This is a genomic window from Azonexus sp. GW821-FHT04F04, assembly GCF_059420025.1.
In genome coordinates this window covers 711,585-738,205 of record NZ_JBWKSX010000001.1, presented here as the reverse complement: position 1 = coordinate 738,205, position 26,621 = coordinate 711,585, and the positions used below count along the sequence as shown (strand labels likewise).

At 60.4% G+C, this 26,621-nt stretch carries 26 protein-coding genes; 17 read left to right on the top strand and 9 right to left on the bottom strand.

The genetic code is table 11. The features are described 5' to 3' along the window. Positions 1 to 6 precede the first annotated feature (6 nt). From pstA to AC07TV_RS03555, 4 genes are all read right to left on the bottom strand, one after another. Entirely contained in the window at positions 7 to 945 is a 939-nt protein-coding gene (gene pstA, locus AC07TV_RS03570) for a phosphate ABC transporter permease PstA (protein ID WP_494647026.1), read from the bottom strand. Next, positions 945 to 1,892 carry a phosphate ABC transporter permease subunit PstC gene (gene pstC, locus AC07TV_RS03565; protein WP_494647025.1) on the bottom strand — a complete coding sequence of 316 codons (948 nt, stop codon included), beginning with the start codon at positions 1,890 to 1,892 and terminating at the stop codon, positions 945 to 947. Before pstC ends, pstA begins: the two co-directional genes overlap by 1 nt. A gap of 79 nt (positions 1,893 to 1,971) precedes the next feature. Beyond that, positions 1,972 to 2,970 carry a PstS family phosphate ABC transporter substrate-binding protein gene (locus tag AC07TV_RS03560; RefSeq protein WP_494647024.1) on the bottom strand — a complete coding sequence of 333 codons (999 nt, stop codon included), beginning with the start codon at positions 2,968 to 2,970 and terminating at the stop codon, positions 1,972 to 1,974. Positions 2,971 to 3,077: 107 nt separating this feature from the next. Then, positions 3,078 to 3,668, bottom strand: a complete 591-nt coding sequence (locus tag AC07TV_RS03555; RefSeq protein ID WP_494647023.1) for a hypothetical protein — start codon at positions 3,666 to 3,668, stop codon at positions 3,078 to 3,080. Between the two features lie 128 nt (positions 3,669 to 3,796). On the opposite strand from AC07TV_RS03555, the gene rpiA reads away from it, so the two are divergent. The 7 genes from rpiA (at position 3,797) to AC07TV_RS03520 (ending at position 11,389) form a co-directional block, all read left to right on the top strand. Next, positions 3,797 to 4,465: a ribose-5-phosphate isomerase RpiA gene (gene rpiA / locus AC07TV_RS03550; protein ID WP_494647022.1), complete on the top strand. Its 669-nt coding sequence runs from the start codon at positions 3,797 to 3,799 to the stop codon at positions 4,463 to 4,465. A gap of 73 nt (positions 4,466 to 4,538) precedes the next feature. Next, the gene (locus AC07TV_RS03545) at positions 4,539 to 5,102 is read left to right on the top strand and encodes a hypothetical protein (RefSeq protein ID WP_494647021.1); all 564 of its coding nucleotides are present in this window, start codon (positions 4,539 to 4,541) and stop codon (positions 5,100 to 5,102) included. A 150-nt stretch (positions 5,103 to 5,252) separates the two neighbouring features. Beyond that, positions 5,253 to 6,029: a bestrophin-like domain gene (locus tag AC07TV_RS03540; RefSeq protein WP_494647020.1), complete on the top strand. Its 777-nt coding sequence runs from the start codon at positions 5,253 to 5,255 to the stop codon at positions 6,027 to 6,029. Positions 6,030 to 6,078: 49 nt separating this feature from the next. Beyond that, positions 6,079 to 7,116, top strand: coding sequence for a patatin-like phospholipase family protein (locus AC07TV_RS03535; protein WP_494647019.1), 1,038 nt, complete (start codon positions 6,079 to 6,081; stop codon positions 7,114 to 7,116). A 125-nt stretch (positions 7,117 to 7,241) separates the two neighbouring features. Beyond that, complete coding sequence (locus AC07TV_RS03530; RefSeq protein WP_494647018.1) at positions 7,242 to 8,399, top strand: HD domain-containing phosphohydrolase; 1,158 nt, start codon at positions 7,242 to 7,244, stop codon at positions 8,397 to 8,399. An 89-nt stretch (positions 8,400 to 8,488) separates the two neighbouring features. Next, the gene (locus tag AC07TV_RS03525; RefSeq protein WP_494647017.1) at positions 8,489 to 9,328 is read left to right on the top strand and encodes a phosphate/phosphite/phosphonate ABC transporter substrate-binding protein; all 840 of its coding nucleotides are present in this window, start codon (positions 8,489 to 8,491) and stop codon (positions 9,326 to 9,328) included. 18 nt (positions 9,329 to 9,346) lie between these two features. Then, positions 9,347 to 11,389, top strand: a complete 2,043-nt coding sequence (locus AC07TV_RS03520) for a hybrid sensor histidine kinase/response regulator (RefSeq protein ID WP_494647016.1) — start codon at positions 9,347 to 9,349, stop codon at positions 11,387 to 11,389. Positions 11,390 to 11,487: 98 nt separating this feature from the next. Here AC07TV_RS03520 and AC07TV_RS03515 read toward each other — a convergent pair whose 3' ends face one another. Next, on the bottom strand, positions 11,488 to 13,323 hold the full coding sequence (locus AC07TV_RS03515; RefSeq protein ID WP_494647015.1) for a GGDEF domain-containing protein: 1,836 nt from the start codon (positions 13,321 to 13,323) through the stop codon (positions 11,488 to 11,490). Between the two features lie 150 nt (positions 13,324 to 13,473). Between AC07TV_RS03515 and AC07TV_RS03510 the strand changes: the two genes are divergently transcribed. From AC07TV_RS03510 to AC07TV_RS03500, 3 genes are all read left to right on the top strand, one after another. After that, on the top strand, positions 13,474 to 13,713 hold the full coding sequence (locus tag AC07TV_RS03510) for a hypothetical protein (RefSeq protein WP_494647014.1): 240 nt from the start codon (positions 13,474 to 13,476) through the stop codon (positions 13,711 to 13,713). Positions 13,714 to 13,721: 8 nt separating this feature from the next. Next, positions 13,722 to 14,171: a GNAT family N-acetyltransferase gene (locus tag AC07TV_RS03505; RefSeq protein WP_494647013.1), complete on the top strand. Its 450-nt coding sequence runs from the start codon at positions 13,722 to 13,724 to the stop codon at positions 14,169 to 14,171. A gap of 151 nt (positions 14,172 to 14,322) precedes the next feature. Then, positions 14,323 to 14,493: a hypothetical protein gene (locus tag AC07TV_RS03500; RefSeq protein ID WP_494647012.1), complete on the top strand. Its 171-nt coding sequence runs from the start codon at positions 14,323 to 14,325 to the stop codon at positions 14,491 to 14,493. A gap of 48 nt (positions 14,494 to 14,541) precedes the next feature. Here AC07TV_RS03500 and AC07TV_RS03495 read toward each other — a convergent pair whose 3' ends face one another. From AC07TV_RS03495 to AC07TV_RS03480, 4 genes are read right to left on the bottom strand one after another with little or no spacing between them, the layout of a single operon-like run. Next, on the bottom strand, positions 14,542 to 14,814 hold the full coding sequence (locus tag AC07TV_RS03495; protein WP_494647011.1) for an oxidative damage protection protein: 273 nt from the start codon (positions 14,812 to 14,814) through the stop codon (positions 14,542 to 14,544). A 30-nt stretch (positions 14,815 to 14,844) separates the two neighbouring features. Continuing rightward, a complete protein-coding gene (gene argA / locus AC07TV_RS03490; protein ID WP_494647010.1) occupies positions 14,845 to 16,164 on the bottom strand; it encodes an amino-acid N-acetyltransferase in 1,320 nt (439 codons plus the stop codon). Continuing rightward, on the bottom strand, positions 16,161 to 17,669 hold the full coding sequence (gene pap / locus AC07TV_RS03485) for a polyphosphate:AMP phosphotransferase (protein ID WP_494647009.1): 1,509 nt from the start codon (positions 17,667 to 17,669) through the stop codon (positions 16,161 to 16,163). The genes argA and pap overlap by 4 nt, the downstream gene beginning before the upstream one ends. A 3-nt stretch (positions 17,670 to 17,672) precedes the next feature. Then, complete coding sequence (locus AC07TV_RS03480; RefSeq protein WP_494647008.1) at positions 17,673 to 18,410, bottom strand: 16S rRNA (uracil(1498)-N(3))-methyltransferase; 738 nt, start codon at positions 18,408 to 18,410, stop codon at positions 17,673 to 17,675. Positions 18,411 to 18,451: 41 nt separating this feature from the next. Between AC07TV_RS03480 and AC07TV_RS03475 the strand changes: the two genes are divergently transcribed. The 7 genes from AC07TV_RS03475 to AC07TV_RS03445 all read left to right on the top strand — a co-directional run bounded on the left by AC07TV_RS03475 (position 18,452) and on the right by AC07TV_RS03445 (position 26,610). Then, a complete protein-coding gene (locus AC07TV_RS03475; RefSeq protein WP_494647007.1) occupies positions 18,452 to 19,006 on the top strand; it encodes a thioredoxin family protein in 555 nt (184 codons plus the stop codon). Between the two features lie 135 nt (positions 19,007 to 19,141). Continuing rightward, positions 19,142 to 21,205 (top strand): putative bifunctional diguanylate cyclase/phosphodiesterase, encoded by a 2,064-nt coding sequence (locus AC07TV_RS03470; protein ID WP_494647006.1) that lies wholly within the window; start codon positions 19,142 to 19,144, stop codon positions 21,203 to 21,205. 33 nt (positions 21,206 to 21,238) lie between these two features. Next, positions 21,239 to 22,252: a class 1 fructose-bisphosphatase gene (locus AC07TV_RS03465; RefSeq protein ID WP_494647005.1), complete on the top strand. Its 1,014-nt coding sequence runs from the start codon at positions 21,239 to 21,241 to the stop codon at positions 22,250 to 22,252. Between the two features lie 42 nt (positions 22,253 to 22,294). Next, positions 22,295 to 22,948, top strand: a complete 654-nt coding sequence (locus AC07TV_RS03460) for a hypothetical protein (protein ID WP_494647004.1) — start codon at positions 22,295 to 22,297, stop codon at positions 22,946 to 22,948. 109 nt (positions 22,949 to 23,057) lie between these two features. Then, complete coding sequence (tkt, locus tag AC07TV_RS03455; RefSeq protein ID WP_494647003.1) at positions 23,058 to 25,064, top strand: transketolase; 2,007 nt, start codon at positions 23,058 to 23,060, stop codon at positions 25,062 to 25,064. A 24-nt stretch (positions 25,065 to 25,088) separates the two neighbouring features. Continuing rightward, on the top strand, positions 25,089 to 26,117 hold the full coding sequence (gene gap / locus AC07TV_RS03450) for a type I glyceraldehyde-3-phosphate dehydrogenase (RefSeq protein ID WP_226402014.1): 1,029 nt from the start codon (positions 25,089 to 25,091) through the stop codon (positions 26,115 to 26,117). Between the two features lie 76 nt (positions 26,118 to 26,193). Beyond that, the gene (locus AC07TV_RS03445) at positions 26,194 to 26,610 is read left to right on the top strand and encodes a hypothetical protein (protein WP_494647002.1); all 417 of its coding nucleotides are present in this window, start codon (positions 26,194 to 26,196) and stop codon (positions 26,608 to 26,610) included. Positions 26,611 to 26,621 lie beyond the last annotated feature (11 nt).

Here is a 26,621-nt window from a genome sequence, read left to right as displayed (position 1 = left end):
GTGGAATCACCACTTGATGTTTTTACGCATTTTGTAGCGAAGATAAATTGCAATACCGTTCATGGTCAGCACCATGGCCATCAGCACGAAGCCGGCGGCGGCAGCATTCACTTCGAAGGCCGGATCCGGGCGCGAGGTCCAGTTGAAGATCTGGATCGGCATCACAGTGAAGGGCGACATCACCCAGTCGAACAACCCGGCATTCACGCCGGCGCTGATCTCGGTGTAAGGCACCGGCGGCAGGAAGGCGATGAAAGTCAGGGCGCCGATGGTGATGATCGGTGCCGTTTCGCCGATGGCGCGGGCGAGACCGATGATGACGCCGGTCAGGATGCCGGGCATGGCGTAGGGGACGATGTGGTAGCGGCAGGTCTGCCAGCGCGTTGCACCGACCGCCATCGAACCTTCGCGGATCATCGCCGGAATGGCGCGGATCGCTTCGCGAGTCGACACGATGATGATCGGCAGGATCAACAGTGCCAGCGTCAGGCCGGCCGACAGGATGCTTTGCCCGAATCCGAAGGTATAGACGAAGATGCCGAGGGCGAGCAGGCCATAAACAATCGACGGCACCGCGGCCAGATTGGTAATGTTGATCTCGATGATCTCGGTGATCCAGTTGCGCTTGGCGTATTCCTCGAGATAGACGCCGGCTGCCACGCCGATCGGCACAGCAGCCAGGGCAGTGACCAGCATGACCAGCAGCGAGCCGACCCAGGCCGAAAGGATACCGGCCTGCGTGGCGCGCCGCGAGGCGAAGTTGAAGAAGAAATCAAGCGTAAAACGCTCAGAACCCTTTGCCACCATGTCGGAAATCAGCAGCACGATGACGAGCAACGCGACGGCCAGACAGAAGATGCCGAGCACCTTGAAGATGGTGTCCTTGAGCTTGCCCCTGGCGATCAGGGCGCGGATTTGTTCCGTTGTCAGGATAGTCGATGACATTAGTAGTTCTCCCGATATCGGCGGCGCAGCCACTGGCCGAGGATATTGAACATCAGGGTGATCAGGATCAGCGTCAGGCCGGCGGCGAAGATGGTCTGGTAGCCGATCGAGCCGTGCGGCAGATCGCCGAGGGCAACCTGGACGATGAAGGAGGTGATGGTTGCGGCCGGCTCCATCGGATTCCAGGTCAGGTTCGGCTGCATGCCGGCGGCAACGGCGAGAATCATCGTTTCACCGACAGCGCGCGAAATAGCCAAGATGTAGGAAGCGGCCAGACCGGAGAAAGCTGCCGGCACGACGACGTGCAGGGCGGTATGCAGACGGGTCGAACCCAGCGCATAGGAGCCTTCGCGCAGGCTCATCGGCACGGCGCGCATGGCATCCTCGGACAACGAGGCGATGTAGGGCACGATCATGATGCCCATGACCAGACCGGCAGAGAGCAGCGAGAAACCGGGCAGTGACGGGATCAGCTTCTGCAGCATCGGAGTCACGATGAGCAGCGCAAAGTAGCCGAAAACGATGGTCGGGATACCACCAAGCAGTTCGAGAATCGGCTTGGCGATTTCACGAACGTTGCCATGGGCGAACTCGGACAGGTAGATGGCGATGATCGTCCCCATCGGTATCGCTACGACGAGCGCGACAAGCGAGGAAACGAGGGTGCCGGAAATAAGCACCATGATGCCGAAGTGGGCATCATCGAAAAGCGGGGTCCATTGGGTATCGGTCAGGAAGTCGACGATGCTGACCTGCTGAAAGAACTGGACTGACTCGGAAACGAGAACATAGACGATGCCGACGGTGGTCAGCACCGAAACAGCGGCAGCAGCGAAGAGCAGTGCTTCGATGAGGCGCTCGCTGACGTGGCGCATGGCTTTGCGCGACAGGCGGTCGCTCACCATTGGCAGGTCGGAGGGGTTGTTGGCTGTCATAGCGTGATTCACTTGAAGATTCCTTTCGGAGTGAAGCCCGACCGAGGCCGGGCTTCTGCGCCTGGCGGACCGAAGTCCGCCAGATCGGAGCTTACATCTTTGCTTCGCGCTTCATCAGGTCTTCAATGGTAATGCCAATTTCATTATGACCACCAAACACCGTGCCAATCTTGTTCTTCTTAACATGCTCAAGGTTGCCGGCGTAAGCAGAAGCCGGCAGCGGTACGTACTTGACTTCCTTGGTCAGCGCAGCACCGTTCTTCATGTAGAACTCGATGAATTCCTTGACTTCAGGCTTCTGCAGCGATTTGGCCTTGACGTAGATGAAGATCGGACGCGACAGCGGCGCGTAGGTACCGTTTTCGACATTGGCAGCAGACGGCTCAACAGCCTTGCCGGTCTTCGGATTGACGATCGGCAGGGCCTTCAGCTTGCCGGTATTCTCGGCATAGTAGGCGTAGCCGAAGTAACCGATGGCATTGACGTCACGCGAAACGCCCTGGACCAGCACATTGTCGTCTTCGGAAGCGGTGTAGTCGCCGCGCGAGGACTTGGCCTTGCCAACCATGGCTTCGGTGAAATACTCGAAGGTACCGGAGTCGGCGCCAGCACCGAACAACTTGACCGGCGCATCGGGCCAGGCCGGGTTGACCTGGTTCCACTTCATGATCTTGCCCTGGGCGGCCGGCTCCCACAGCATCTTCATTTCGGCGACGGTGGCCTGCTTGAGGAAGGCATTCTTCGGGTTGATAACGACAGTCAGCGCGTCAAAGGCGACCGGCATTTCGATGTACTCGACACCAGCGGTCTTGCACAGCTCCATTTCCGCCTTGGTGATCGGGCGGGAGGCATCGGAAATGTCGATTTCGTCGCGGCAGAACTTCTTGAAGCCGCCGCCCGTACCGGAAATACCGACGGTGACCTTGACGGCGTTCTTCTTGGCTTTCTGGAATTCTTCGGCCACCGCTTCGGTGATCGGATAGACGGTAGAAGAACCGTCAACTTTAATAACTTGAGCCTGGGCGGATTGGGCGCCAATCAGGGCGACGCCAGCGACCGCGAGGGCGGAAACGAGTTTTGAATTCAGCATTGGATAACTCCTTGCACAGGGTTGATTGGACAACACCGAGGAGATTACCCGCCGATTGTTACAGCCAAATGACAGGCTGTAACAATCGAAAAACTATTACTTTTTGCCTACTTGGCCGGACGCCCCGTTTTGATGCGCTCGACGCGCCCCATTACGGCTTTCAGTTCGGCATCGTTCAACGCAGCCAGCACTGCGATACCACCACGCAGCAGTTCGCTTTTCTTGACCTCACTACCGAGCCCGCTCAAGCGCTTCTTGAGCACGCCGATCTGGACGTACTCGGTGTCCGGCATGGCATAACTGTCGCGCACCAGCTTCACTTTTTTGGCCTTGGCCGGCTTGGTGGCTTTCGCCGCTTCCTGCTTCATGACTTTGGGCTGATCGTATTTGATCGCCTGGGCCTTGACCAGGGCATCGGCCAGCACCTTCTGATGCTTGGCGACGGCGGCCTCGACCTGGGTCGGCTTGCGTGCCACCCGTGGCTTGCTGGCAACCGGTTTGACGGGCGCCTGTTTCTCTGCAGCGGCGGGCACCGGTTTTGGCGGAGCAACCTTGACCACAGGCGCCACGATAGCCTCGGCGACCACCTCAACAGGTTTCACCTCGACCTTTGGTGCCGTACGCGGAACCAGCTTCTTCGGCGGTTTTGGCGTGGCAGCCGGCTTGCCTGCCGGGGCCTTCTTGGTTTTTTCGCTCATCGTGCTCTCCCTAAAAAACAGTATGGCTAGTTTAGTCAATATGAAAGCACGCCAAGGTTAAGCTTTTATGACAGTTTCGGACCAGATCGACGGAGTAAAATGCGCCCAAGCCAATTCAGGAGTACAGCATGACTCAGGACGAACTCAAACAGGCCGTCGCCCAAGCCGCCGCCGACTACGTCGCGCAGACGGCACCGACCGGCAGCATCATCGGCGTTGGCACCGGCTCGACCGCCAACTTTTTCATTGACGCACTGGCTCCGCTCAAGGACAAATACAAAGGCGCCGTGGCCAGTTCGGAGGCCACCCGCAAGCGCCTGGAAGGCCATGGCATTACGGTTTTTGACTTGAATGACGTTGACGATATTCCCGTCTACGTCGATGGCGCCGACGAAATCGACGCCGGCCTCAACATGATCAAGGGCGGCGGGGGCGCCCTGACACGCGAGAAGATCGTTGCCGCCGTGGCCCGCGAATTCGTCTGCATCTGCGACGGCTCGAAGCTGGTCGACGTGATGGGCAAGTTCCCGCTGCCGGTCGAAGTGATCCCCATGTCGCGCGCCCATGTTGCCCGCGAACTGGCCAAGCTGGGCGGCACGCCGGTGTTGCGCGAGGGTTTCGTCACCGACAACGGCAACCTGATCCTTGATGTCAAAGGTCTGGCCATCACCGACCCGAAAGGCCTCGAAGCGCATATCAACCAGATCACCGGCGTTGTCACCAACGGCCTGTTCGCCGTGCGCCCGGCCAATCTGCTGCTGCTCGGCACGGCGGAAGGGGTCAAGACCATTCGCTGATCGGTTTGTCGATTCATTTTTCTGTCACATCCGGGCGCTATTCTTCGACGATCAAATCCCGTCGGGAGCGCCCATGTATTTGTCCTCTCATGAAATCGCCCGAAGCCGCGATCGCGCGTTGAACGTACTGCTCGACCTGTCGACCGCCTGTATCGATGCCGGGCAGCGTTTTTCCAGCCTGCTTTCTGCCAATAGCCGCGAAGCCGTTCATACCGGCAGCCGCCACTGGTCGCATCTGAGTTCCGGCCAGATCGGCACGATGACCCAGATTCCCGCCACCGTCTGGCTGGAATCTGCCGCCCGGGCCAGCCGCTTGCTGGACGGCACGCTGGAAATCATCGGCGAGACGCACAAGGCGATGATTCTCAATGCCGAATCCCAAGTCCGCGTCGTTGATGAAATCGTTTTCGCGACGATCAATCGCGCCACCAAGACCTGCCCATGGGAAGCCGAGCTCCCCTTGCGGGCAGTGAAACTCGGTTTGCAAAATGCTGAACTTGGCTTGCACGACCTCAGTTCGGCGGCCATCGAAACAGTGACGCGGGCCGAACAGGAAATTCATCAAACCACGGAAATCATTGCCACCAGCAAACCGGCACCCCGCAAGCGCGCAGCGGCGCGCCCGAAAGCGGCCTGATCGCATCTGCGTTACCAATAAAAAAGTTGTCCCTCATTTTCGCCCGGCTCTGCCGGGCTTTTTTATGCGCTTCACGGCGGAAAGATTGACGCCGGACGTCGCCATCGCCCAGACTCGGTAGTCTGGTTTCAGGAAACGGATATTCCCCGCATGCCTTCAAGCAACTGGCACATTTACGACCATTATGGCTATGCCTTCCTCGCCGTCGCCGGCACTTTTGCCGCAGTCGCTGCCGTGCAGTGGGCCTTGCACCGGCCGCGCTGGGCGAGCTGGATCGCTTCGCTGCAGGGTGTGGCGCCGCCCTTCATCAACATTATCGGCGTGCTTTTCGGGCTGACCCTGGCCTTCCTCGCCAACGACACGTGGAGCGCCCACGATCGGGCGATGAATGCCGTATTCAAGGAGGCTGACTCGTTGCGCAGCATTGCCGTCCTCTCGGAGCAACTAGCCGAACCGCTGCGCGGCGAGGTGCGCACTGCCGTGTCGCATTACGGCCGGTCCAGCGCTGGCGAATGGCCGATGCTGGCGGCGCGCCAGTCGAGCCCCGAGGTCACCGCCCTGGCCGATGCGCTGCTGACCTTGCTGGCCAGCCCCAAAATCGCTGCCGGCGCCGGTGACAACGTGCAGGCGCTGATGCTGCGCAAGGCCATCGAAATTCGTGACGAGCGCGACCTGCGCATCGGCCTCAGCCAGACCCACGTCAATCCGCTCAAGTGGCTGGGCATGGCCTTTCTTGGTTTCCTGACCTTGCTTTCGGTTTCCGTCGTCCATGTCGACAAACCTCGCGCCGCGATGGTCGCCGTCATCCTGTTCGCCCTCGCCGCAGCGCCAACAGCCGCCATCGTGCTGATCCAGGGCAACCCCTTCCAGCAACCGACCTCGGTGACGCCAGCGCCGATCATCGAGGCTGTCGCTGACCGGCCATGAGCTCGACGGACGATTTCAATTTCAGGCATTTTTTCGGGTTGACCGTGGCATGCACCTGAAACCCGCCAAGACACACGCAATCAACCTCGCCCTGCAGGGCGGCGGCGCCCACGGGGCATTCACCTGGGGCGTCCTCGACGCCTTGCTCGAAGATTCGGCCTTCACGTTCGACGGCGTCAGCGGCACCAGCGCCGGCGCAATGAACGCGCTGTGCCTGGCGCACGGCCTGATGACCGGCGGCCGCGATGGGGCTCGCGAAGCGCTGGCCCGCTTCTGGACGGGCGTCGCGGCCAGTTCGCCCTTCGCCAAGTCCGGCGATGCCGGCGGCGAGGTGAACCCGGCCCTCAAACTGATGCTGCAATGGACCAACCATCTGAGTCCCGAGCAACTCAACCCCTTCGACCTCAACCCCTTGCGCGACATTCTCGGCGAACAGTTCGACTTCGCCCGTCTACGCCACGATGCCCCGGTCAAACTGTTCATCGCCGCCACCCACGCCAACTCCGGCAAGCTGCGCCTGTTCCGCAACCATGAGCTGTCGGTCGACACCTTGCTCGCTTCGGCCTGCCTGCCGACCATTCACCGGACCATCGTGATCGACGGCGAGCCGTACTGGGACGGTGGCTACAGCGCCAACCCGGCAGTTTTCCCGCTGGCCTACCAATGCACCTCGCCGGACATCCTGCTCATCCTGTTGACGCCGCTGCGTTACAGCGAAACGCCGGCTTCGGCCGAGGATATCCGGCAGCGCCTGCTCGAACTGTCGTTCAACGCGACCTTCCTGCGTGAAATGCGGATGTTCGCCCACTTGCGCGAAGAGGTCAGCCCCTCGGTTCTGCCGACATGGCTGCTCAACCGGCTACCGGTCGGCCGGCTGGAACGCCGCATCGAGCAGTTGCGCTTCCACGCCATCACCGCCGACGCCCTGCTCGGCGAACTGCCGGCCGGCAGCAAACTGGCCGTCAACCTGCCGTTTTTCGAAAGCCTGCGTGACAGCGGCCGCGAGCATGCCCAAGCCTGGCTGGCAGCACATCGAAGCAGCGTCGGGCAACGCGCAACGCTGGACCTGGGGCAGGTTTTTTACTGAGCCAGAGGCCAGGCCGTCACCACCAGATCCTGACAACAAGCTGCAGCTTGCCGCCGAGATCGTTCTAAAATGCTGTTTTAAGGCTGCCCAGCTGCCAGCCAAACAGGATTGCCAAGGACTGCGAAATGACCGCGCCTCCCCATCAAGCGCCGAACAAATTGATTTTGGTAGTTGATGACACCCCCTTCAACCTGACCTTGATGTCGGCTGTCCTCAAGAAGCACTACCGGGTCAGGGAAGCAGCCTCCGGCCCGCAGGCACTGGCCATGCTGAAAGCGGAGGAGTTGCCTGACCTCATCCTGCTCGACATCATGATGCCGGCGATGGATGGCTATGAAGTCTGCTCCCGGCTCAAGGCCGACCCGCTGACCGCCGGCATTCCGGTCATTTTCCTGACCGCGAACGTCTCCAGCGACGACGAGGAAAAGGGATTCGAACTGGGCGCCGTCGATTACATCACCAAACCGATCCGGCAGAAGGTCGTCCTCGCCCGCATCAAGCCCCACCTCCAGCTCAAGGCCTCGGCCGATTTCCTGGAAGACAAGGCGGTCTATCTCGAAAAAGAAGTTGCCCGCCGCGCCGAGGAAATCGAGGCGATTCAGGACGTGACCATCCTGGCCATGGCCTCACTGGCCGAAACACGCGATAACGAAACGGGCAACCACATCCGCCGCACCCAGTATTACGTTCAGGCGCTGGCCGAAAAACTGCGGTCCCATCCGCGTTTCTCGGCATTTCTGACCGAGCATACGATCAAGCTGCTGTTCAAGTCGGCACCGCTACACGACATCGGCAAAGTCGGCATTCCCGACCATATCCTTCTCAAGCCCGGACGCTTTACACCGGAAGAGTTCGCGATCATGAAGACGCACACGACGCTGGGCCGCGATGCCATTGCGACGGCCGAGTCCCGCCTCGGGGTGAATGTCGAATTCCTGACCTACGCCAAGGAGATCGCCTACAGCCATCAGGAAAAATGGGATGGCAGCGGCTATCCGGAAAGCCTGGCTGGCGACGCCATCCCGATTTCAGCCCGACTGATGGCTGTGGCCGACGTCTATGATGCGTTGATCAGCCGCCGCCCTTACAAAGATCCAATGCCGCATGACAAGGCCATCCAATTCATCATGGACGGGCGCGGCACACACTTTGATCCGGACATCGTCGACGCCTTCATCGCGCTGCAGGACAAGTTTCTTGCCATCAGCCGGCGTTACGCCGACAGCGATGCCGATATCGAGCAAAAAGCCCTTCAGATTGATCAGGCGCTGATCAAACGCTGAGAGACCCAAACGAAGCGCATTGAACAAATCCCACAAAACACTAAAATTCACAAATACAATAACTTATAACAACCCCTCCAAGGATTCCCATGCTTCGCTTTCTATTCGGCTGCATCGCTGCCATTTCCTTCGCTGCCAACGGTTTCGCCGAGGAGTCGTCGACCTATCGATTTTCCCCGGTCAACCAGTGGGACATCAACAAGACGGCGGCATACTGGAACCCGATCATCAACTACGTTTCGGAGAAAAGTGGCGTCAAGCTGCAGTTGAAAATCGGCCGCACCTCGGCCGACACGACGAGTTACGTTCTGGCCAAGGAAGTCGAATTCGTCTTCACCAACCATTTGTTCAGCCCGGAACGTGACAAGCTCGGCTGGAAGGTCTTTGGTCGTCGCCAGACGTCGGCCGTGCACGGCCAGATTGCGGTTCCGGCCGATTCGCCGATTACCAGGCTGGAACAGTTGAAGGGCGAGGAAATGGCGTTTGCCGGCCCCGAGGCTTTCATCGGTTACAAGGTGCCCTACGCCCATTTGCTGGCCAAGGGGGTCGACGTCAAGGTTGTCTTCGGTGGCAACCAGAACGCGGCCTTCGCGCAGATGTTCGCCGGCAAGGTCAAGGCTGTCGGCAGCAACTCGCAGTTGATTGAAGGCTATGCCGCTCGTGAGAAAAAAGCGTTCCGCGTCCTATGGTCATCCGAGGGCTATCACGACCTTGCCCTGATGGCCTCGGCCAGGGTTCCCGAAAAGGATTTGAAGGCTGTGGCTGCCGCTTTCCATGGCATGGTTCAGGATGCCAGGGGCAGGGAAATTCTTCACCAGGCGTCGCTCAGCGCCGGTCTCAGCGACGATGTCTACTTCATCCCGTCGAGCAACGCCGACTACGCCAGTTATCGCAAGTTCTACCAGTCGGCACCGGCCGCCCTGCGCTAAGGAGTGGCACCCGCCAACGTGAAATCGCTGCTTTCCCGCCTGTTGCCCGAGACGCTGGTCGCCCGCGTCTATTTGCTGTACTCGGCGACCTTGTTGCTGTTTATCGGCATCGGGCTGGCCTTGTTCTATCAGGCGCAGATCCGGATCAGCGTTCAGGATGCGCAGGACTCATCGACCATGCTCGTCGAGGTGGTCGCCCAGGTGATCGCCGAGAGTGCTGTGATCGGCGACTATGACACGATCAATCGCACTCTGGAACGTGCCATTGCCCGCTCGCAGTTCGAGTCGGCAGCCTTCATCGACCTTGAAGGTGGCGTCGTGCGCAGCACCAATCCGATCAAGCCCGAGAGCACGCCGCCAGCTTGGCTGCATGAGCGGATAGCCAACCAGCTTTACGATGTAAATCGCAACATTTCAGCCGGCGGGATCGATTACGGGGTCTTGCGCCTGACCTTCGCAGTCGACAGCATTGCCGGCGCCATCTGGGAACTGGTCCTGGCCGCTGCCGAGCTGGCTGTTGCCGGTTTTGCCGGCGGCCTCTTGCTGATCTGGTTTCCGCTCAAGCGCTGGCTCAGCGCCCTCGACCGCATCCGGCTGTTCGAGCAGCATTCGGCCGAAAAGGGTGACGTCGAGGCGATCAGCCCGGCCGATGTGCCGCTCGAGTTTCGCCCGACTTTCGAGTTGCTGAGCCGCACTGCCGGCAGCCTGCGCAACGAGCTGGCATCGCGTGAGAAGGCCCTGATTGCCTTGCGCGAACTGCTCTCCGGCCTGGGCCACCTGCACGACGCCGAGATGCCGGTCAGCGATGACGACATCGCCGAACTGACGACAACGATCTCCCGCCTGGTCAATGAACGTGAAACGGTTCGTCTGGCCATGATGCAGGCGCGCGATGCAGCCGAATCGGCGAATCGAGCAAAAAGCGAGTTTCTCGCCAACATGAGCCATGAAATCCGGACCCCGATGAACGGCATCATCGGCATGACCGATCTGGTTCTTGACAGCGAGCTGACGGCCGAACAGCGCGACTATCTGGCAACCGTCAAATCATCGGCCAATGCCTTGCTCGGCATCATCAACGACATCCTCGACTTTTCGAAGATCGAGGCGGGCAAGCTCGGCATCGAAACGATCGATTTCGATCTTCCGGAAATGGTCAATGAAGCCGTTCAACCGCTGGCACTCAATTCGAAAAAGACGCAATTGCAGGTCAGCTGTACCGTCGAGGCGGGCGTTCCGCGCCGCCTGCGCGGCGACCCGCTGCGCATTCGGCAGGTTCTTCTCAACCTGCTCGGCAACGCCATCAAGTTCACCGACCGGGGCGAGGTCGCACTCACGGTCAGCGCCCAGATCCTGCCGCGCGGCATGGCGCGCCTGCACTTTGCCGTACGCGATACCGGCGTGGGCATACCGCTCGACAAGCAGGCGCATATCTTCGAGTCGTTTGCCCAAGAAGACAGTTCGACCAGCCGGCGCTTTGGCGGCACCGGGCTCGGGCTCTCGATTTCCCGTCATCTTGTCACCCTGATGGGCGGCGGCATGTGGCTGGAAAGCTCGCCCGGACAGGGCAGCACCTTCCATTTCGCGCTGGATCTCGCAATCGCCGATGAGCCGGCCGCCAGCCCGGGCAGCGTCGCCCCGAGCAAAGCTTCGCCGGGCGCCGGGGGCAATGCAAAAATCCTTCTGGTTGAAGACAACCGGGTCAATCAGAAGCTGGCGACCGCCTTGCTCGAGCGCGCCGGCTACCACGTTACGCTGGCCGAAAACGGGGCCTGCGGGCTTGATCTCGCGACGAATGGAGCGAGCGTCTTCGATCTCATCCTGATGGACATGCAGATGCCGATCATGGATGGCCTTGAAGCGACGCAGCAGATCAGAAAATTGGAGCAGGAGCATGGCAAGAAGCGCCTGCCGATCATCGCCATGACCGCCAACGCCATGCAGGGTGATCGCGAAATCTGTGTCGCCGCAGGCATGGACGACTACCTCTCGAAGCCGATCCGGGCCGATGAATTGTATGACCTGATCGCCCGATTGCTCGCCGCCTCGCGAGCGGGCTAAATCCGGCCCGAAGGCCCCGTCGGGACATTTCATTTTTTGGCATTTTTTCCGGTTGACCGTGGAGATGGCCACGGCCCCGGACTCCGCCAAACGAACAATCAGTTCATGTAGCGAGTGGCCGTCGGCTGCATGTCAGCACTGCCGATCCGCCGGCGTTCGACAAACAGGCTGCCGCCCATTGGTTCGTTGGCCGGGTCCTTGGCTTTTTTCTTTGCCTGTTTTTTGGCCGCCGAGGCGGCGGCGGCGACTTCGCGGTGCGATTCGCAGTCGCCCGCCCCCACTTTGACGGCGCCGATGGATAGTGTCGGCAAGGTCTGCAGGGTCAGTTCGCCCCGCCGGTTTTCAGCCATGTAGCCGCCGCGCAGGCGTTCCTCGATGCCGAGCATGTTGCCCATGGCCTGACTGAAGGTGCTGATGATCTGCCAGCAGCGAATTTCCCAGTCTTCGCTGCGGAAAATGACGAAAAAGTCGTCACCGCCGATGTGACCGACGAAATCCGTCTGCTGGTCGCACGCTTCGCAGATCACCCGGGCCAGGGTCTGAATGACGTCGTCGCCGCGCCGGTAGCCAAAAGCATCGTTGTAGGGCTTGAAGTTGTCGATGTCGATGTAGGCAGCAATAAACGGTTTGCCGGCTTCCAGCATGCGATCGACGTGCTCGTTGATCGGCACGTTGCCCGGCAACTGGGTCAACGGATTGGCGTAGCGCGCCGCACTGATCTGCATTTCGGTGATCGTTGCCATGAGGTCGTGGCTACTGCCGACACCGATGTACTTGCCCTGTGCTGTGACAATGAAGCCGTCGAACAGATAGTGCTTGGGGGCCAGCGAGAGCATCATCGCCAGCTCCTGGATGGTGGCAAACTGGTCGACGACGAGCGGCGCATGATCCATGAACAAATCGCAACTCTTGCGCCCGAACAGCTCCTTGCGAAAAGGTCGGGCAAAGCGGTCGATCATGCTGTGCCGGTTGATCATGCCGACCGGCTGGGTGCCCTGGACAACGGGCAGGACATCGAGATCCGGATCGGCTTCAAAACGGGCGATGACGTTTACGTTGCTGGCGTTCATCGGCACCGGTTCGATCAGCCTGGCCAGATTGCGCGCTGTCGGCAGCTTTCCCGGACCGCCGGTCATCGGCGTCAGCGACAGCGATTGCTTGTCGAGGGCCATCAGGATCGGATCGGTGAGCAGGCGCATCGGATGACTCTCCGGCCGGGCGATCAGATAGCCCTGCCCGCAGGCGATCCCCATATCGCGCAGGCAGATGAAATCCTCGCTGCGCTCGATGCCTTCGGCGACCAGCAAGGCGTTGCAGATTTCCGCCAGATCCTGCATGGCGCGCACGAAATGGAATTTGATCCGGTCGTTGGCGATGCCGTTGATGAAATGCTTGTCGATCTTCACGAACTCGGGACGCAATTCCGACCACATGCGCAGGTTGGCGAAGCCCTCGCCCAGATCGTCGATGGCGAACTGGAAGCCACGCCCGCGATAGTGTTGCAAGGCCTCGAGAATGCCCGGCATATCGGTGATTTTCTGGTTCTCGGTGAGCTCGATGACGATACGGTTCGGCGTGATACCCAGTTCGTTGAGCAGCTCGCGGGTATGACCGTTCATCAGGCGGTCATCGAGCAGGCAGCCCGGCGTGACGTTGAGAAACAGCCGCCCGGGCAGGCGCTGCGCGGCAAAGGCGCGCAAGCTGGCTTCGCGGCAGGCATGCTCGAGATCAAGGGTCAACTCGTTGCGCGCTGCCGCTGCAAACAGTTGATCGGGAAAATGCAGGAAGCTGTTCTCCGGCCCGCGAATCAGCGATTCGTAGCCAAGAATGGCCCGCACCCGAAAATCAAGGATCGGCTGAAAGACCGGGTAAAGAAGTCCCTCGGCCATGATCCGCCGCAACTCCGCAGCTTCATCATCGATCAGAACGATCATTGTTTTTTTCCATGTAAACCCGGCGGCCAGTGTAGGAAGGCTGTGTTGCAAAGCTGTGACATAGCAAATATGGCGCCAACGAAATTCCGTCATCTTCCGGAAACATGGGCGATCCATGCTGCCCGTCATCTGCAACACACGGAGGCTGTCATGACTGAAACCGTTTTTTGCTACTGCTGCCGCGTCCATCACGACAAGAGCCAGATGCGCCTTTTCCCGACCCGCCAAGGCTATCGCTGGCGCTGCCTGCGCAGCATCGAGGCGGCCACAAGCAGTCGGCAGGAACGCGATGCCTTCGGCCAGAAACAATCCGAAATCAATCGCGAAACCGCCCGCCGCGCCGCCGAGTTCGGTCTGCTTTTGCGCCAGGTTCAACCCTTCGCCCCCTGAACCGAGCGATGGGGAAAATTCGCATCGACACGCTGGACACCAGCAGTCCGGCCCTCCTCGACGCGAGCGTGACGCTGATCTTCAACGCCTTTGCCGACCCCGAACGCTACAGCGCCGAGCGCATTGCCAAGGAACTGCGCGGCGACGACAGTGCCTTTTACCGGCGCTTCTTCGTCGCCATGGATGCCGGGGAAATCATCGCCGTTGGCGGCGTCAAGGCTGCCGACTGGGCGTCCAGCACCCACATCCTCTACCTCTCGGCAGTCACCCCGGAACGCCGCGGCAAAGGCATCGGCCGCGCCCTGATCAAGGCGCGCATTGAATGGCTGGAGGAAAACTTCAAGTCCGGGCGAATTCTCGTTTCAGCCGCCAAAACCCGGCGCTTCCGTGACCTGGGCTTCAGCGAAGTGCGCAACAGTGCCATCGATGGACGACATTTGCTGGTTCGGAAGTTCTAGCCTGATTTCATTTTCGGCCGTTTTTCCCGGTTGACCGTGGCATTCATCTGCCCGCAACCGAGATACAAAAAATCCGTCATGCCCCTGCAATATTGGCTGGCGATAGTTGCGGGGTTGGCCAAGCCAAAGACCGGCTGATCAAGGAGAACCCATGAACAAGCAGAACCATAGCGACATCGCCGCCTTTCCCGAGCTGTTCGACGGGCTGGAGCAATTCATCGAAGAACAGGCCAGTGGCCTCAAACGAACCAGCGCCATCCTGGCCGTCACCGCCATGGGCGGCGGCATGCTGATTTTCTACGCGTTGAGCAAGATCGCCTAAAAAACAAAAATCCCGCCGCAGCGGGATTTTTCATGAACATCCGGTCGCTCAGGCGGCCGGCGGAACGTAACCCTGAATCTTGTCGGCGCCTTCGCCGAAGAAGTGCTTTTCCAGCTGCTCCGTCAGGTATTTGCGATGCTTGGCATCGACCAGGTTCAGACGATTCTCGTTGATGAGCATGGTCTGCATCTTGATCCACTGCTGCCATGCTTCCTTCGAAACATTCTCAAAAATACGCTGGCCGAGCGCACCCGGGTAGGGTGGCGTATCGAGGCCTTCGGCCTCGCGGCCGAGCTTGATGCAATTGACGGTACGTGCCATGTGAAACTCCGTGGGGGTTGATGCGGGGAATTATAAAGTCTTGAACAGCACCTTGGAACGCCGCTGATAGTTGTACATGTCGCGCTTGTTGGCCGGCAGGTCATCGACCGTGCCCAGCTTGAAGCCGCGCTCGACGAACCAGTGCTCGGTACGCGTGGTCAGCACAAACAGACGCTTGATGCCAGCCTTGCGGGCACGCTGCTCGATGCGCAGCATCAACTGCTCGCCATAACCCCATTCGCGGTGCTCGTGGCTGACTGCCAGGCAGGCCAGTTCGGCCTCGTCCTCGGAATGGGTGTAGAGCGCAGCACAGCCGACGATGATGCCGTCGTGCAGCATGATCGAGAAGCGGTCGATTTCGCGCTCGAGCAATTCGCGTGGCCGATGGACGAGGATACCTTCCTGCTCCATCGGTTCGATCAGGGCAATCAGCGCCGCGATGTCGTCCGGCTTGGCTTCACGGATATTCTCCAGCGATTCGCGGGTGACCACGGTACCGACGCCATCGTGCGTGAATAGCTCGCGCAGCAAGGCGCCATCCTGCTCAAAACTGATCAGGTGCACGCGGCCGACGCCGGTCCGACTCGCCCGCACGGCGCAGGGCAGATAGCGCTTGATATCGGCCGACAGCCAGTCGGCGTCGCGCAGCATTTGCGATGCTTCGTCGGCCGTCATGGCGTCGAGAAGTTCGCCTTCCTTGTCGGTGACGCCCCGGCTGTCGGTCAGGTACACCAGCTTGTCGGCCCGGATGGCGATAGCCACCGCTTCAGCCGCTTCTTCCATCTGCAGGTTGAAAATCTCGCCGGTCGGCGACGGCCCCTCGCAGTTGAGCAGCACAATGTTGCCGAGGCCGAGTTGGGCATTGATGCCTTCGCTATCGACCTTGCGCACCTTGCCGGCGTACTGCATGTCGATACCGTCGAGCACGCCAATCGGCTGGCCGGTGATGAAATTGCCACCTATCACCCGGATGCGGCTGTTGGCCATCGGCGTATTCGGCAAGCCCTGCGACAGCATGGCCTCGATTTCGAGATAAACGCTACCCACCGCATCGAGCACGCAATCGAGCGCCTCGGCGTCGGTCACCCGGTAGCCACGGTGATAAACCGACTCCAGGTTCTTCTCGCGCAGCTCTTCCTCGATCTGCGGTCGCGCCCCGTGCACCAGCACCAGGCGGATACCCAGGCTGACCAGCAGATTGACGTCGTAAGCCAGCGTCTTGGCGAACTCGCTCGCCACCGCCTTGCCACCGAAGGCAATGACGAAAGTCTTGCCGCGAAAGGCGTTGATGTAGGGCGTGACGGCCCTGAACCAGGAGACGAAGTGCTCGTCGTAAGGGGTATCGCTCATTTTTCCGAATATTTTCCGTCGTCGTCTTTGAGTGCCGTTTCAAGGCGCTCGCACAAGGTTTTCAACACTTTAACCCGGGCGAAGTTCTTGTCGTTGGCCTCAACCAACGTCCAAGGCGCCAGCCCGGTTGACGTGCGGTCGACCATGTCGCAAACGGCGGACACATAGTCGTTCCATTTCTCGCGGTTGCGCCAGTCCTCGTCGGTGATCTTGAAGCGCTTGAACTCGGTGTCCTGGCGCTCTTTGAAACGGCGCAACTGCTCGTCAGCACTGATCTGCAGCCAGAACTTGACGACGATGGCGCCGGAATCGACCATCTGGTGCTCGAAATCGTTGATCTCGGCGTAGGCGCGCAGCCAGTCGGCCTCGGTGCAAAAGCTCTCGACCCGCTCGACCAGCACGCGGCCATACCACGAACGGTCGAAAATGGCCGCCCGCCCGGTCCTCGGCAGGTGCCGCCAGAAGCGCCAGAGATAAGGCTGCGCGCGCTCCTCCTCTGTCGGCGCGGCAATCGGCACGATCTGGTACTGCCGTGCATCCATCGCGGCGCCGATGCGACGAATGGCGCCCCCCTTGCCGGCCGCATCCGACCCTTCGAAAACCACCACCAGCGAACGCTTGCCAACAAAGCGCGGGTCACGCACCAATTCAGAAAGACGCGACTGATACTTGGCCAACTGGCTCTCGTAATCCTTCTTGGCCAGCTTCTGTTTGAGATCCAGCTCGCTGAGCACGTTCTTCTGGTCGATGGCATGGACGATCGGCGGCGCCACCGGCACCTGCTGTCGGCCTTCCTGCAGCAGTCGACGCTTCATCGCATCAAGCACGATGCGGCCGACGGTCAGCGAACGATATTCGTCATCGGTGCCTTCAACGATGATCCATGGGGCATGGGCGGTATTGCTGACGCGCAGCACGTGGCCAGCCACTTCCTGGAGCCTGCTGTAGGTTTTCAGGCGATCGTAGCTTTCCTTCGTGACGCGCCAGGCCGTGTTCGGATTCTTTTCCAAAGCCTTGAGCCGTGTCTTCTGGCCATCCTTGGAAAGATGGAACCAGAATTTCAGAACCAGCGCGCCTTCGTTGACCAGCATGGCCTCGAAGCGATTGATGTCATCGAGCCGCTCGTCCAACTCGGAACGACGCATATCCCCATTGATACGATCGGTAATCGGCTGCGAATACCACGATCCGGCAAAGATGCCGACCTTGCCTTTGGGCGGCAGGGCCCGCCAGTAGCGCCACATGTAGGGACGGGCGCGCTCTTCATCGGAAGGCGCCGAGAAAGCCAGCGTCGAAATATGACGCGGGTCCATCCAGGAATAAAGCAGGTTGATCGTTTCCCCCTTGCCGCTGCCGTCAACCCCGCTGATCAGGATGACGACCGGAAACTCCTTTTTTTCCAGCATGTCGTACTGCGCGTCAAGCAAGGCAGCGCGCAGCTTCGGCACTTCCTTTTTGAATGTTTCCTTGTCGATCTTGTGGCCGAGCTCTGCCGATTCAAACATTGCCTACTCCCCCCTGAAGTCACCCCAAAGCACCTGCATCGCTGCCAGCGCAGCCAGGCCTGCCGTTTCCGTGCGCAGGATGCGCGGCCCCATGCGTACCGCCTGAAAGCCGGCCGACTGCGCGGCGATCATTTCTTGCGGATCAAGCCCCCCTTCGGACCCGATCAGCAGCTGAACCTCGCCGACCGGCCGGATCGAGGCCAGCGTCTGTTCGGCATCCGGCGCCAGCATCAGGCGCATGGCGCCATGCGCCGGCCTGGCCAGCCAGTTTTCCAGCCTCTCGAGCGGCGCCACCACGGGCACCTGATTACGACCACATTGCTCACAAGCCGATGCAACCACCCCTTGCCAGTGCGCCACCCGCTTGCCGGCCCGTTCGCCGGCCAGACGCAAGACACTGCGCCGACTCTCGACCGGCACGATGTGGCGAACGCCCAGCTCGACCGCTTTCTGAATGGTGAAATCCATCTTGTCGCCAGCTTGCAGAGCCTGAACCAGGGTAATGGCCAGCGGCGATTCTCGCTCGACTTCAACCCAAGCCCCCAGCACGGCCATCACCCGGTCGCGCTCGATGCGTTCGATATGCGCCGGATATTCGCCACCACGACCATCGAAGAGAGTCATCGACGCCCCGGGCGGCAGGCGCAACACTCTCACCGCGTGACGTGCCACGGGCTCCGGCAATTCAACGTGAGCCCCCGGCGAAAGGGCTTCTCGGCAGTAAAAACGGGGTGAATTCATCGGTGCTATTATGGTCGAAATGCGTTTTGGAGTGGAAAAACATGGTCGCTTTGAACCCGCCAGTCTGTGATTTTGGCCGACCGGCTGTCGACTTCGATCTGCCGGGCATCGATGGCAAGCGCCACACGCTAGCCAGCTGTCGCGGTCCGAACGGGCTGTTGGTAATGTTTATCTGCAACCACTGCCCCTACGTCAAGGCGATCATTGACCGCCTGATCCGCGATTGCCACGATCTGGCCGGGCACGGCATCGGCTGTGTGGCCATCATGAGCAACGATGTCACGGTCTACCCGGAAGATTCGCCAAAATCGATGGCAAGCTGGGCAACCGAACTGGCCTTTCCGTTTCCCTACCTCTACGACGAAACCCAGGCTGTCGCCCGGGCCTATGGCGCCGTGTGCACCCCGGACTTCTTCGGTTACAACGCCAAGCTCGAACTGCAATACCGCGGCCGTCTCGACGCCTCCGGCAGAAACCCCGCGCCTGCCGAGGCGCGGCGTGAACTCTATGAAGCGATGTGCGAAGTCGCCCGCAGTGGCGACGGGCCGCGCGAGCAGATCGCGTCAATTGGCTGCTCGATTAAATGGCAAATATAGCAATCGATCGTCAAAATGGAAAATTCACCTGCATCAATGTTCATCCAATGAAGCCTGGGCTATGATTCGCCATCGTTTTCCAGCCCACCTCTTTCGTTGAATTTACCGGACGCTTCCTCGCCAACCTCCGTCGACATGCGACGTCAATTGGCCTATCTGCAGTCTGTCGTATCGAGCATGCCGCAAGGCATCAGCGTATTCGACGAGCAATTGCGCCTGCGTGTCTGGAACCGGGGATTCATCGAGGCCCTCGATCTGCCACTCGATGCCGTCCACGAAGGTATCCATTTTTCCGATGTAATCCGCATCCCGGTAGCGCGCGGCGACTACGGACAAGGCGATAGCGAAGAACTGGTCAAACGCATCACGGCGCGGATCGGCAAGTTCGAAGCTGACCGCCTCGAAGAAACGCGCCCCAACGGGCGCTCCTATCTGATCCAGAACGAGCCGCTGCTTATCGGCGAAGAGTCCGCCGGATTCATCACCACCTACACCGACATTTCCGACCAGCGAGCCAGCGCCGAACGCGAGCAACTGGCGCAAAAGGTCTATACCCACACGCCGGCCGGCATCATTTTTACCGATGAAGCGCACCGCATTTTGTCGATCAATCCGGCAACCACCCAGATGACCGGCTACGAAACCTTCGAGCTGATCGGGCAGACCGTCTACGGGCTGATCACGCTGGACGACGGTCAGTCGCCGGATGCATTCGAACGGGATCTGGTCTTGCGCGCATCCTGGCAGGGCGAACTGGAAGTCACCCGAAAAAATGGCGACAGCTTCCCGGCCGGCACCCGGGTCAACCGTGTCGATGACCCGCAAAGCGGCTTGCCGGCGCACTACGTCTGGATTCTGGCCGACATCACGGAGCGCAAGCAGTCCGAGGAGCGTATGCGGCACATCGCCCAGCATGACGCGCTGACCGGCCTGCCCAACCGCATGGCCCTGCTCATGCGGCTCGCGCAGTTGCTACCGGAAGCCCGACGCCATGGCTGGAAGATCGCCATGATGTTTCTCGATCTCGATCGTTTCAAGATCATCAACGACACCCTCGGTCACCAGATTGGCGACGAACTGTTGCGCGAGGTGGCTTGCCGCCTGTCCAGCGTCGTCCGCGAAACCGATTTCGTAGCCCGCCTCGGCGGTGACGAATTCGTCATCATCCTGCCCGGCATCTCCTCTGCCGCAGATGCTGCCGTCGTTGCCGGCAAGGCCATCGGCGCCTTGTCGTCAGCCATCGAGGCCAACGGACACGAACTGCATACCAGTCCGTCGATCGGCATCAGCGTCTTTCCCGACGACGGTCCGGATGGCGACACCATCCTGAAGAATGCCGACACGGCGATGTACCACGCCAAGGCGGCAGGCCGAAACAACTTCCAGTTCTTCGCCACCGAGATGAACCTGATCACCTCGGAACGCCTGAACATTGAACACAAGCTGCGTCATGCCATCGCCCGCAACGAACTGGTACTTTGCTTCCAGCCACAGTTCCACGCTGCCGACACCGCACCGACCGGCGTCGAAGCGCTGCTTCGCTGGCACCATCCGACCGAAGGCATGATTTCGCCGGCCCGCTTCATCCCGGTCGCCGAAGAAACCGGCATCATCGTCGAGATCGGTGAATGGGTACTGGCCACGGCCTGCCGCGAAATGAAACGCTGGATTGACGCTGGGTTGAAGCCCCTGCGCATCGCTGTCAACGTCTCGGCCCGCCAATTGCGCCGTCGCGATTTCTGCGAAACCGTCGCCAATGCGCTGACCTTGTCCGGTCTGCCGGCCGAACTTCTCGAACTCGAAATCACCGAGAGCTCGGTGATGGAAAACCCGCAGGAAGCCATCCTGATTCTCGAACGCCTCGGCCGTATGGGTGTAACGCTGGCCATCGACGACTTCGGCACTGGCTACTCCTCGCTGGCCTACCTCAAGCTTTTCCCGATCGACCATCTGAAAATCGACCGATCCTTCGTGGCCGACATCGAAACCGACCTCAACGACCGCGCCATCGCTTTCGGCACCATCGCCCTGGCTCATTCGCTCGGCCTGAAGGTCATTGCCGAAGGCGTTGAAACCGAGGATCAGCTTGAACTGCTGCGCACCAACGGCTGCGACGAGGTCCAGGGTTTCCTGCTGAGCAAGCCCTTGTATGGTGCCGCGGCCTTTACCTTCCTGCACGCCAGGTGTCCGGCAGAGTAAAATTGCGCTTTTGTCATTGAAGCAGGGGTTCTCATGGCACAGCGCACGCTGGCACGTTATCTCACCGAAGAGCAACGCAACAAGGGCGTCATTACCGGCGACCTCAAGTTCCTGATCGAAATCGTCTCGCGGGCCTGTCACGTCATTTCCGTTGCAATCGGCAAGGGCGGCCTCGGCGGCGTACTCGGCGAAGCCGGCAGTGACAACGTGCAGGGCGAAGCCCAGAAAAAGCTCGACGTCCTGTCCAACGACATCCTTCTCGACGCCAACGAATGGGGCGGCCACCTCGCCGCCATGGCATCCGAAGAAATGGACCTGCCGCATCTGGTCCCCAACCGCTATCCGCAAGGCGAATACCTGCTGACCTTCGACCCGCTCGACGGGTCTTCGAATATCGACGTCAATGTCTCGATCGGCACCATTTTCTCGGTCCTCAAATGCCCCGAAGGCGCCGACCTGTCGACCTCCGAAGCGGCCGAAGCCGCCTTCCTGCAGCCGGGAACAGCACAGGTTGCCGCAGGCTACGCGGTTTACGGACCGACCACGTTGCTCGTCCTGACCGTCGGCGACGGCGTCGTCGTGTTCACCCTCGACCGCGAGCTGGGTCAGTTCATCCTGACCCAGGAAAATGTGCAGATTCCCGCCGACACCAAGGAATTTGCCATCAACATGGCCAATCAGCGTTTCTGGGAAGCCCCGGTCCAGCGCTACGTCAGCGAAATGCAGGCCGGCAAGGAAGGACCGCTCGGCAAGGATTACAACATGCGCTGGGTCGCCTCGATGGTCGCCGATGTGCATCGCATCATGACGCGCGGCGGCATCTTCATGTACCCGGTGGACAGCAAACTCAAGGGCCAGGGCGGCAAGCTGCGCCTGATGTACGAAGCCAACCCGATGGCCATGCTGATCGAGCAGGCCGGCGGCGCCGCGACCACCGGCCGCCAGCGCATTCTCGACATCCAGCCGGAAAAACTGCATCAACGCGTGCCGGTCATCCTCGGGTCGAAAAACGAAGTCGACCGCGTCACTGGCTATCACTGCGGCTGACCTGCTACATTCACCCATTCGACACAGTCACAGGACAAAGCGATGAATAAACTGAGCGTTGCACTACTCTTGGTGGTTGGCACCATTCTGGCCGGCTGCAAGAGCAACGAGTCCAAACCGGAAGAGGCGGCGCCCCCGCCTCAGGCTGCAGCGGCACCAGCGCCCGCCCCGGTCGCCGCCAAGCCGGAATGTGCGCCGGAGCCGGCGACCAAGAAAAAGAGCACCAAGAAGACGGCCAAGAAGAACACCAAGCAAGCCGAAGCACCACCGGTCGATTGCGAGCCGGCCAAGCCAAAGACCACGGCAAGCCCCAAGGCAGCCGAACCAACAAAGCCGGAGCCGGCTGCCACACCGGTCGCCAGCAGCACCACGGGCAAGGCCTGCAACCCTTGCGTCGTGAAATCAAAGGACGGCACTTTCGACGGTGAGATTTACGGCAGCATTCCCCCAGGCAGCAAGTGGGCAAAGTTGCAGATTGGCATGCATCAGTCCGAAGTCGAGCGCATCCTGGGCGTGACCTCGAACATTCGCGCCTACGTCACGGCCAAAGCCTGGATTCCTTTCTACTTTGGCGGAGACAGCCATCGCTACGAAGCGGTCTATGCCAGCCAGGGTAGCGTTGCCTATACCGGTGGCAGCTTTGGTGGCGGCCAGGGCATCCTGATGATGATTAATTTTGATCCCAAGATTCAGTAATACTGATCAAAGGCAGGCCCAAAAGCCTGCCTTATTGGCCTTCTGCCCTACCCAAAAAGAGGGTTTTCCCGGATAATTTCAGCTTTTAAGCAGGCTGGATTTCCGGATCATGAGCGTCAGCAATCTCCCCAAGTTTTCTCCCTTGACCGGCGCTATCCGCGCCTTGGCCATGGACGCAGTCCAGCAGGCCAATTCCGGCCATCCGGGCGCCCCGATGGGCATGGCGGAAATCGCCGAAGTTCTCTGGCGTCGCCACCTGCGTCACAACCCGAGCAACCCGCACTGGCCCGACCGCGACCGCTTCGTGCTGTCGAATGGCCACGGGTCGATGCTGCTTTATGCGCTGCTGCATTTGACCGGCTACGATCTGTCGATTGACGACCTCAAGAATTTCCGCCAACTGCACGCCAAGACTCCGGGCCACCCCGAGTTTGGCTACACCGCCGGCATCGAAACGACCACCGGCCCGCTCGGCCAAGGCATCACCAATGCCGTCGGCTTCGCGCTGGCCGAAAAGGTGCTGGCAGCCGAGTTCAACAAGCCCGGCCACGAAATCGTCAATCACCACACCTACACCTTCCTCGGCGATGGCTGCCTGATGGAAGGCGTTTCGCACGAAGCCTGCTCGCTGGCCGGCACTCTCGGCCTCGGCAAGCTGATCGCCTTCTGGGACGACAATGGCATCTCGATCGACGGCCACGTCGAAGGATGGTTTACCGATGACACCCCGAAGCGTTTCGAAGCCTATGGCTGGCATGTCATCGCCGATGTTAATGGCCATGACTCCGATGCCATCGAGCGCGCCCTGCTCGCCGCCAAGGCGGTCACCGACAAGCCGAGCCTGATCTGCTGCAAGACGACCATCGGCGCCGGTTCGCCCAACAAACAGGGATCGCACGACTGCCATGGGGCGCCGCTCGGCAAGGATGAAATTGCCGCGGCCCGCGCCTATATCGGCTGGAATCACCCGGTTTTCGAGATTCCGGATGACATCTACGCTGCCTGGAATGGCAAGCCGCGTGGCGCCATCTTCGAAGAAAACTGGAGCAACCGCTTCAAGGCCTACCAGGCCGCCTTCCCGGCCGAAGCCGCCGAGTTCGAACGGCGCGTCATCAAGGGCGAACTGCCCGCCAACTGGGAAGCGACCAAGGCGGACTACCTCGCCACCTGCCGCGACAAGGCCGAGAATATCGCCACCCGCAAGGCTTCGCAGAACGCCATCGCCGCGCTGGTCCCGGCCGTGCCGGAAATCTTCGGCGGCTCGGCCGACCTGGCCGGTTCCAACCTGACCTTCGTCAAGGGCAGCAAGGGCGTCACCCGCACCGAAGGCGGCAACTACTGCTACTACGGCGTCCGTGAATTCGGCATGACGGCCATCGCCAACGGCCTCGCCCTGCACGGCGGTCTGGTGCCTTACACGGCGACGTTCCTGGTCTTCTCGGATTACGCCCGCAACGCCATCCGCATGGCGGCGCTCATGAAGCAGCGCCAGATCATGGTTTATACCCATGACTCCATCGGCCTTGGCGAAGATGGCCCGACACACCAGCCGGTCGAACACATCCCGTCGATGCGAATCATCCCGAATCTGGATGTCTGGCGTCCGGCCGATGCGACCGAAACCGCCATTGCCTGGACCGCGTCGGTCGAGCGCAAGGACGGCCCGAGCATCCTCGCCCTGTCGCGCCAGAATCTACCAACCGTGACGCAAAAGGTTGCCGACGCTGACATCGCCAAGGGCGGTTACGTGCTGTCCGAAGCCGATGGCGAAGCGCTGCTCACGCTGATTGCCACCGGTTCCGAAATCAAGCTGGCGCTCGACGCTCAGGCCGCACTGGCCAACGAAGGTATCAAGACGCGCGTCGTCTCGATGCCCTGCACCAACGTTTTCGACCGCCAGAGCGCCGAATACAAAGCCTCCGTTCTCGGCGGCTGCAAGAAACGCATCGCCATCGAAGCCGCTCACCCGGACTTCTGGCGCAAGTACGTCGGCCTGCATGGCGCCGTGATCGGCATCGACCGCTTCGGCGAGTCCGCTCCGGCCGGCCAGTTGTTCGACATGTTCGGTTTCACCGTCGCCAACGTCGTCAAGACGGCCAAGGCGCTGTTGTCCTGATTTTTAAAAAGGGGAGTTAGTTTCATGGCTATCAAGGTTGCAATCAACGGTTTTGGTCGTATCGGTCGCTGCACACTGCGCGCCATTTACGAGCAGGGTCTGCAAAATGAATTCGACGTCGTCGCCATCAATGCTGCTGGCGATCTGGCGACCAACTCGCACCTGCTCAAGTACGACACCACACATGGCCGTTTCCGCACCTCCGTCGAAACCGAAGGTGAAAACTGCATCATCATCGATGGCAAGAAGATCGCCTTCTACTCGACCAAGAACCCGAAGGACATCAACTGGGCCGACCACGGCGTTGATATCGTTCTCGAATGCACCGGTGCCTACACCTCCAAGGCCAAGGCCCAGCCGCTGCTCGAACAGGGCGCCAAGCGCGTGCTGATCTCCGCCCCGGGTGGTGACGACGTCGATGCAACCATCGTCTATGGCGTCAATGAAGGCCTGTTCAAGTCCGACATGACCGTTGTTTCCAACGCTTCGTGCACGACCAACTGCCTGGCCCCGGTCGCCAAGATCCTGTCCGACAGCATTGGCATCAAGCAGGGCCTGATGACCACCATCCACGCCTACACCAACGACCAGGTCACCGTCGACGTCCGCCACAAGGACCTGCGCCGCGCCCGCGCCGCTGCCGCCAACATCATCCCGACCAAGACCGGCGCCGCCAAGGCCGTCGGCCTGGTGCTGCCGGAACTCAAGGGCAAGGTCGATGGTTTCGCCCTGCGCGTACCGACCATCAACGTTTCGCTGGTCGACCTGACCTTCACCGCCGGCCGCAACACCACCAAGGAAGAAATCAACGCCTTGATGACCGCCGCCGCCAACGGCCCGCTCAAGGGTGTGATGGACGTCAATAACGAGCCGCTGGTCTCCTCCGACTTCAACCACACCACCGTTTCTTCGACCTTCGATGCGACGCAGACCCGCGTCATTCAGGGCGAAGACGGCAGCACGCTGGTCAAGGTGCTGGCCTGGTACGACAACGAGTGGGGTTACTCCTGCCGCATGCTCGACGCCGCCCGCGCCTGGATGGCCGCCAAGTAAGCTGTTTGTTTCAGAAAAGGGGCCGCAAGGCCCCTTTTGCTTCACCCCCGACCGCAAGACCTCTGGAGGAATCAAGATGCACCATACGCACCGTATTACCTTCCTGGCCGCCATCGCCGCGCTGTTCTTGACCACGACTGCCTTTGCGGCCGATGAACCGGCCAAGAAAGAAGAGGCCGCTGAAGCGGTGATCGTCGGCAATCCGCCGGCCGACTCGCCGTTCGGCAAGCTGAAGATCGGCATGAGCTACGAAGAAGTCATCGCCATTGTCGGCAAGCCGACCAACCAGCATGATTTCTGTACCGGCAAGCATCGCATTCCGTTCTACTTCGGTGATGACCGGGCGCGCACCGAAGCCTTCTTCAAGGGCATGGGCAAGCTCGATTTTTACGGGGCCGACGGTGGTTTCTGGGGCCGCTGCGGCATGCAGAAAATTCTCGGCCTGGTCTACATCGAGTACGACGCCAACGCCACCGGCGAACTGCCGAAATAAACTTTCACGGA